This window comes from Mycobacterium sp. THU-M104, from assembly GCF_049197365.1.
Lineage (GTDB): Bacteria > Actinomycetota > Actinomycetes > Mycobacteriales > Mycobacteriaceae > Mycobacterium.
Window position 1 is genome coordinate 1 of the sequence record NZ_JBMIOP010000106.1, and the last position, 7,312, is coordinate 7,312.

6 protein-coding genes and 2 pseudogenes are annotated in these 7,312 nt (G+C 69.3%); 7 read left to right on the forward strand and 1 reads right to left on the reverse strand.

Features of this window, described 5'->3' with window-relative positions:
- The first annotated feature begins 300 nt into the window (after window positions 1-300).
- The 7 genes and pseudogenes from modA (at window position 301) to ACOJVU_RS09900 (ending at window position 6,634) form a co-directional block, all read left to right on the forward strand.
- Window positions 301-1,165: pseudogene (gene modA / locus ACOJVU_RS09870) on the forward strand (molybdate ABC transporter substrate-binding protein).
- A 130-nt stretch (window positions 1,166-1,295) separates the two neighbouring features.
- The gene (locus ACOJVU_RS09875) at window positions 1,296-2,750 is read left to right on the forward strand and encodes an NAD(P)/FAD-dependent oxidoreductase (RefSeq protein ID WP_421529609.1); all 1,455 of its coding nucleotides are present in this window, start codon (window positions 1,296-1,298) and stop codon (window positions 2,748-2,750) included.
- A gap of 11 nt (window positions 2,751-2,761) precedes the next feature.
- A complete protein-coding gene (locus ACOJVU_RS09880) occupies window positions 2,762-2,947 on the forward strand; it encodes a hypothetical protein (protein WP_421529610.1) in 186 nt (61 codons plus the stop codon).
- Between the two features lie 13 nt (window positions 2,948-2,960).
- A pseudogene (locus tag ACOJVU_RS09885) lies at window positions 2,961-3,952 on the forward strand (sulfate/molybdate ABC transporter ATP-binding protein).
- Between the two features lie 108 nt (window positions 3,953-4,060).
- Complete coding sequence (locus ACOJVU_RS09890) at window positions 4,061-5,098, forward strand: alanine and proline-rich secreted protein Apa (protein ID WP_421529611.1); 1,038 nt, start codon at window positions 4,061-4,063, stop codon at window positions 5,096-5,098.
- A 135-nt stretch (window positions 5,099-5,233) separates the two neighbouring features.
- Window positions 5,234-5,533, forward strand: coding sequence for a GlsB/YeaQ/YmgE family stress response membrane protein (locus ACOJVU_RS09895; protein WP_421529612.1), 300 nt, complete (start codon window positions 5,234-5,236; stop codon window positions 5,531-5,533).
- 48 nt (window positions 5,534-5,581) lie between these two features.
- Window positions 5,582-6,634, forward strand: a complete 1,053-nt coding sequence (locus ACOJVU_RS09900) for a zinc-binding alcohol dehydrogenase family protein (protein ID WP_421529613.1) — start codon at window positions 5,582-5,584, stop codon at window positions 6,632-6,634.
- Between the two features lie 5 nt (window positions 6,635-6,639).
- Here ACOJVU_RS09900 and ACOJVU_RS09905 read toward each other — a convergent pair.
- The coding region (locus tag ACOJVU_RS09905; RefSeq protein WP_421529614.1) for a CPBP family intramembrane glutamic endopeptidase at window positions 6,640-7,312 on the reverse strand (673 nt) is incomplete at its 5' end.

Consider the following 7,312-nt stretch of genomic DNA (forward strand, 5'->3'; position numbering starts at 1 on the left):
TGCCGCCCGCTCGCGCTGGGCCGCTTGACGGCGCACACGAAAGCCTGCCGCTCGACGGCGCCTGATCAGCCTGCCGGATTCGCGGCCCAACCGTATCGGAACGATCCCCTTGTTCATCGCGCGCAAAAACCGAGCCCATAGCTCGGCTATACGATCATGCCCAAATGTCAGACTTGACGATCAGCGCGAAAGCTAGCCAGTGAAATCCCGGACGCCGGGACGCGCGGACGATGTGGATCGTTACGCGGCCGTCACGCTTGCAGACCGCCCGGGCCGGCCCTCGCCGGTTATGGCGCACGGATGCCTCGGGTCGGGTTCGGGGCTTGCCTGGCCGCGACGACGCTGCTGGCGGCGCCGGTCGGATGCGCGGTGAGGTCAGCCTCTGGCCCGTCGCAATCCGCCGGTGCGATAGTGGTGTTCGCCGCGGCCTCGCTCACGCCGGCCTTCACCCGGATCGGCGGGCAGTTCACGACCGACAACCCAGGCGAGGTCGCCGATTTGGAGTTCGCCGGTTCGTCCGAACTGGCGACGCAGCTGACCCAGGGCGCCACCGCCGACGTCTTCGCCTCAGCGGACGCCGTGCAGATGGACACGGTCGCCAAAGCGGGACTGCTGGCCGGCGGTCCCGCAAACGTCGCCTCGAACACGCTGGTGATCGTCACTGCTCCCGGGAATCCGCAGAAGATCGGGAGCTTCGCCGGGCTGACCAGGCCCGGCCTGAACGTGGTCATCTGCCAACGACCGGTGCCGTGCGGGTCGGTGGCTCGGCGCATCGAGGACGCGACCGGCGTGCACCTGCCGTTTCTGGTGATCTCCCTCGAGGACACCGCCCGCACCGCCGGAGCCGACTACGAGGTGGTGGCCGCGACGCTGGGGGCCCGGCCCGGCGTCGTCCGGTGACGGGTCATCCTGCCACTGCTGCGGCCCGGCCTGGTGTCGGGCGCGGTGCTGGCGTTCGCCCGCGCACTGGGGGAGTCCGGTGCGACGCTGACGTTCGCCGGTTCGCGGCAAGGGGGGGACCCGCACCCTGCCGTTGGAGATCTATCTGCAGCGGGTGACCGACGCCAACGCGGCGGTGGCATTGTCGATCGTGTTGGTTGCGGTGGCGGCACTGGTGGTGCTGGGCCTGGGCGCGCGCGGGCTGACCGGGAGCGAAAGCGGGTAGTCGCGGCGCACGGCGCGCTGCTGGTGAGTCATGATGGGCAGGCCGCCTTTCGAGGTTGATACCCCCAGGGGTACCGTGGAATGCAGCGAGCCGCACTACCGTTGTGGCCTGGTCCGACTGAGGAGTTGCTATGGCACGAGTCGTTATTCTCGGCGCCGGCATCGCGGGACACACCGCCGCGCTGCACCTGCGCCGATGGCTACCCCGCAAGCACGAGATCGTCGTGATTTCCCCCAACGCCGACTGGAATTGGATCCCGTCGAACATCTGGGTCGGCGTCGGCCGGATAGAAGCCGACAAGGTGCTGATTCCGCTCAAACCGATCTATGACCGCAAGGGCATCATCTTCCACCAAGCCCGCGCGACCGCGATCCGTCCGGAGGGGACGGGCAGTGAGGCGTCGCCGACGGTGGACTTCACCTACACTGATGCCGAACGCAACGGCCAGACCGGCTCCGTGGTGTACCACTATTTGATCAACGCCACGGGCCCGCAACTGAACTTCGCGGCCACGCCCGGCCTTGGCCCGGACGGATATTCGTACTCCGTGTGCACGGCCGACCACGCGATCGAGGCGTCCGCAGCACTCCACAAGGTGATGGCCAAGATGCGGGCCGGCGAGAAACAGCGTCTCGTCATCGGCGTGGGCCACGGCACCTGCACCTGCGAGGGAGCAGCTTTCGAATACGCCTTCAACGTCGACAACACGCTGCGCGCGGCGGGCCTGCGCGACATGGCCGAAATCGTGTACCTCACCAACGAGTACGAGCTCGGCGACTTCGGCGTCGACGGCATGCAGTTCGAGGAGAAGGGTTTTCTGCAGTCGAGCCGGATGTGGACCGAGTCACTGTTCCGCGAGCGCGGCGTCAAGGCCATCACCCAGGCCGCCGTGCACGAGGTGATGGAAGGCAAGCTGCGCTATGAGCAGCTCGACGGTAAGGAGCACGACCTGGGCTTCGACTTCGCGATGCTGCTGCCGCCGTTTCGGGGCGTTCCCCTCGCCGCCTACGACAACGTTGGCAACGACATCACGTCCACGCTGTTCGCGCCGTCGGGATTCCTCAAGGTCGACGCCGACTACTCGGGCAAGCCGTACGACGAGTGGTCCGCCGAGGACTGGCCGCACACCTACGAGTCCCCGGCGTACCGCAACATCTTCGCCCCGGGCATCGCGTTCGCGCCGCCGCACCCGATCTCCAGGCCGCGAAAGAGCCCCAACGGCACGGTCATCACTCCGAGCCCGCCGCGTACGGGCATGCCGTCGGGGATCATGGCCAAGACGGTCGCCGAGACCATCCGGGACCGCATCACGCACCCCGACGCCGCCGCCCACCGCGCCTCGATGGCGACCATGGGCGCGGCATGCGTCGCCTCCGCGGGCGCGGGGATGCGCGACGGGTCGGCCGCCGCGATGACGATGTTCCCGGTGGTACCGGACCCGAAGAAGTATCCGCAGACCGGCCGCGACATCGCAGGCACGTCCGGCGAGCTCGGGCTGGCCGGGCACTGGATCAAACTGTTGCTGCACCACATGTTCATCTACAAGGCCAAGGCCAGGCCGTTTTGGTGGTTGATCCCCGAGTGAAAGGCGGTCCCATGACTTCCATGGACAGCGAGAGCATCGGCTCAGAGGTGAACCTGCGGACTGCCGAAAGTATCGCGGACGCGCCGCTGCCCACCCGCTCGAAGCTGCGGATGCGGCAGAACCTGTTCGTGCAGTTCTGGCGGTTCACCAGCATCAACCTCAAGATGATGCGGATCATCCTCAGCGGCCATCATTGACGCGTAGCCGGCGTTGAGCCAGTTGCAGCTTCGCGCGGTGATCGCGGGTCGCCGACTGGATGTGGAGTTCTCGGCGGCCGCCGGCGAGGTGCTCGCGGTGCTGGGGCCCAACGGCGCGGGCAAGTCGACGGTCCTGCACGTCATCGCCGGGCTCGTGCGCCCCGACGAGGGGGTGGTGCGGCTGGGGGATCGGATGCTGACCGACACCGCGGCCGGGGTCGACGTGGCGACGCACGAGCGCCGGGTGGGGTTGCTGCTTCAGGATCCGCTGTTGTTCCCGCACCTCAATGTGGTCGACAACGTCGACTTCGGGATGCGCAGCCGTCCCAAGAAGCTCCGTACGTGGCGCTCCGCGCGCCGGGGAGCGGGCGACGGCGCTGCGCCGGCTGCGCGAGGTGGACGCCCACCAGCTCGCCGACTGCAACCCGCGCCGGCTTTCGGGCGGTCAGGCCCAGCGGGTTGCGATCGCGCGGGCGCTGGCGGCTGAACCCGATGTGCTGCTGTTCGACGAGCCTTTGTCCGGCCTCGACGTCGCCGCGGCCGCGGCCATCCGCGCGGTGCTGCGAGCGGTGGTGTCCCGCAGCGGCTGCGCCGTGATCCTGATAACCCATGACCTGCTGGACGTGTTCACGCTGGCCGACCGGGTCCTGGTGCTGGAGTCGGGCAGGATCTCCGAATTCGGTCCGGTGGCCGAGGCGCTGACGGCCCCCGCAGCAATTTCGGAGCGCGTATCGCCGGTGTCAACCTGGTCAATAGCGCCATGGGACTCGACCGCACGGCAGTCCGCGCAACACCGTCGAGCAGACCGTCGCCAAGCTCGACACGCGCGGCTCGGCGGTATTGGTGCGCGGCCGCGAGCAACCCGACGGCGCGCCCGGCGTGTCCGCACGAGTCACCGTCGAGGCCGTCGCGGAATTGCGGCTGACCCCCGGGGAACGGGTGTGGTTCAGCGTCAAGGCCCACGAGGTCGCCCTGTATCCGGCACCGCGGCGACACCTCGGCTGACGAGCGGGCGCGCTGACCAATTGCCGCAGGGACCACACGAGAAAAAGCGCATCACATTGTCAGCAAGCCACCCTTGCGTCACAGCCGTAACGCGGTAGGTTCGTCGCCATGGATCGGGAGGACCTGAACTCAACGCGCCGCAGGAGACTGTGGGCCACCCTGGCGATTGCGGTCGTGACCAGTGTCAGCGCCGTCGGTATCGCTCTGCCGGCGACCTCGAAGGCCGATCCGGAACCCGGGCCACCGCCGGCCACCACGGCCGCCCCCGCGCCCTCGCCTTCACCCGCGCCGGCGCCCGCACCGGGTGACCCGAATGCCGCGCCTCCCCCGGCCGATCCCAACGCACCGCCCCCGCCGCCGGCCGATCCCAACGCGCCGCCGCCCCCGGACCTGCCACCGGACCTGCCCCGGATCACGAACGCCGTCGGAGGGTTCAGCTTCCTGCTGCCCCCGGGATGGGTCGAATCGGACGCCTCGCACCTCGACTACGGCTCGGCCATGCTGAGCAAGACCACCGGAGAGCCGCCGATGCCGGGCCAGGCTCCGCCCGTCGCCAACGACACCCGGATCGTCCTGGGCCGGCTGGACCAGAAGCTCTACGCCAGCGCCGAACCCGACAACGCCAAGGCCGCAGTACGGCTCGGCTCGGACATGGGTGAGTTCTACATGCCCTACCCCGGCACCCGCATCAACCAGGAATCAACCCCCCTCAACGGCAACGGACTCACGGGAAGCGCGTCGTACTACGAGGTCAAGTTCAACGACACGGCCAAGCCGAACGGCCAGATCTGGACCGGCGTCATCGGCGCGCCCGCCGCCAACGGCGGACCACCCCAGCGCTGGTTCGTGGTGTGGCTCGGCACGTCCAACGACCCGGTGGACAGGGGCGCCGCCAAGGCGCTGGCTGAGTCGATCCAGCCCTGGGCGCCTCCGTCGGCGGCTCCGGGGCAAGCGCCGGCCCCCGCCCCCGGCCAAGCGCCCGGACCGGCCCCGGCGGCGTCGGCACCTCCCGTGCCGGCCCCCGCAGCACCCGCGCCGGCGCCGGAGGTCCCGACTCCCGTCCCCGCCCCGGGCCAGGCGCCGGCGGGACAGGTCGGCCCGACGCCCGCACCGGCACCGGCACCGGCACCGACGATGCGCATCTGAGCGGCACATCCGGATCACCCGCGTTGGGCCAATCGTCTCCGATTCGGCACCGGATTCGTTACGCGAACCGGGTATACCGAAACCACGGCCCACGAACGTGAACTGGGATTTGCCGGCAAATGCAAGGAGACGCGCATGAACGTCATCGCAGCTACCGAATACCTGGCCCGTTCAACGACCTTTACCAGCGTCGGTCTGATCGGCTACATCATCATCGGCGGCCTCGCGGGCTGGGTCGCCGGCAAGATCATCAAGGGCGGCGGATTCGGCATCTTGATGAACATCGTGATCGGCATCGTCGGTGCGTTGATCGGCGGCTTCATCCTGAGCTTCTTCGTCAACACTGCGGGTGAAGGCTGGATCTTCACCTTCTTCACCGCGCTGCTCGGCTCGGTGGTCCTGTTGTGGCTCGTCGGCATGGTGAAAAAGACCTAGCCGGAACCAACCTGTTGCGGCCGTGGCGGACAGCGGCATGATGGACTGATGCCCTCAACCGCCACGGCGACAACGATGCGCGCTTGGCGCGTGCGCCGGCCCGGACCGATGGCCTCCGGGCCGCTCGAGCAAGTCAGCACCGAGGTCCCGCGGCCCGCGCCGACGGAGTTGCTGGTCGCCGTCAAAGCCTGCGGCGTGTGCCGCACCGATCTGCACGTCACCGAAGGTGACCTTCCCGTCCATCGCGACCGGGTGATCCCCGGGCACGAGGTGGTGGGGGAGGTCATTCAGGTGGGCTCCGCAGTGGGTTCGGCAGTAGGGTCGGCGGCCGGTGACGGCTTCCGGGTAGGGGACCGGGTGGGCATAGCGTGGCTGCGCCACACCTGCGGCGCGTGCAAATACTGCCGTCGCGGCAACGAGAACCTGTGCCCCGAGTCGCGCTACACCGGCTGGGACGCCGACGGCGGATACGCCGAATTCGCCACGGTCCCCGCCGCTTTCGCACACCATCTACCGAGCGGGTACAGCGACAGCGAACTCGCGCCGCTGCTGTGCGCCGGGATCATCGGATACCGCTCCCTGCTGAGGGCGGAACTGCCGCCGGGCGGGCGGCTCGGCTTGTACGGCTTCGGCGGCAGCGCGCACATCACCGCGCAGGTCGCTCTGGCGCAGGGCGCCGAGGTGCACGTCATGACCCGAGGTGCGCAGGCGCGGGAGCTGGCGCTGCAGCTGGGCGCCGCCTCGGCTCAAGGCGCCGCCGATGCCCCGCCGGTGCCGCTGGACGCCGCGATCCTGTTCGCCCCCGTCGGTGACCTGGTGCCGCCCGCGCTGGAGGCGCTGGACCGCGGCGGCACCTTGGCAATCGCCGGTATCCACCTGTCCGATATCCCGGTGCTCAACTACCAGCGCCATCTGTTCCAGGAGCGCCAGGTTCGTTCGGTCACGTCGAACACCCGGGCCGACGCGCGCGCCTTCCTCGACTTCGCAGCCCACCACCACATCGAGGTGACCACGCCCGAGTATCGGCTCGATCAGGCCGACCAAGCGTTGAGCGACCTCAGCGCGGGCCGCATCGCCGGCGCGGCGGTGCTGCTGGTATAGCTGCGTCAGGCCGACAGGTGCCAGACCAGCGCCGCGGCCAGCGCGCCGAGTCCGTTCAACGACCAGTGCAGCGCGATCGGCGCGATCAGACTGCCGCTGCGCCGGCGCAGCCAGCTGAAGACGAATCCGGCCGCTGCGGTGGCCGCCACCGCCATGGTCACCCCGGCCAGCATGCCAACTACCCCGCCGCCGAACAGCCTGGTGAAGCCGACGTTGTTGCTGGTCAGGCCCAACGACGTGGCGACGTGCCACAGACCGAACAGCAGCGAGCCCGCCAGCGCGACCCCGCGAAAACCCCAGGCCCGGCTCAGCGCGCCGTGCAGCACCCCCCGGAAGGCCAGCTCCTCGGGGATCACGGTCTGCAGCGGGATGATGACCATCGAGGCGACCAACGCACCGGAGATCGTGGCGTAGTGGTTGTTCATGAACATCGGCCGGGTCGCCGGCAGCAGCACGCCGACGGTGATCACCGCGGCCACGACCGCGACGGCGGCCAGCGCGTAACCGAGCCCGGCCTTCCAGTGTTCGCGGCCCAGACCCAACTCGGCCCAGTCCAGACCCCGGGCGCGCACCAAGGCCACCAGCCCGACGGCGGCCGCGGGCACGGTCGCGATGCTCGCCCATGGTGTGGTGAAGTGAGCGATCAGGTTGGTGGCCACGAGCACCGCGACGACGACC

Coding starts and splice junctions, on each gene's coding strand:
- ACOJVU_RS09875 (WP_421529609.1), top strand. CDS start 1,296: ATGGCACGAGTCGTTATTCTCGGCGCCGGCATCGCGGGACACACCGCC.
- ACOJVU_RS09880 (WP_421529610.1), top strand. CDS start 2,762: ATGACTTCCATGGACAGCGAGAGCATCGGCTCAGAGGTGAACCTGCGG.
- ACOJVU_RS09890 (WP_421529611.1), top strand. CDS start 4,061: ATGGATCGGGAGGACCTGAACTCAACGCGCCGCAGGAGACTGTGGGCC.
- ACOJVU_RS09895 (WP_421529612.1), top strand. CDS start 5,234: ATGAACGTCATCGCAGCTACCGAATACCTGGCCCGTTCAACGACCTTT.
- ACOJVU_RS09900 (WP_421529613.1), top strand. CDS start 5,582: ATGCCCTCAACCGCCACGGCGACAACGATGCGCGCTTGGCGCGTGCGC.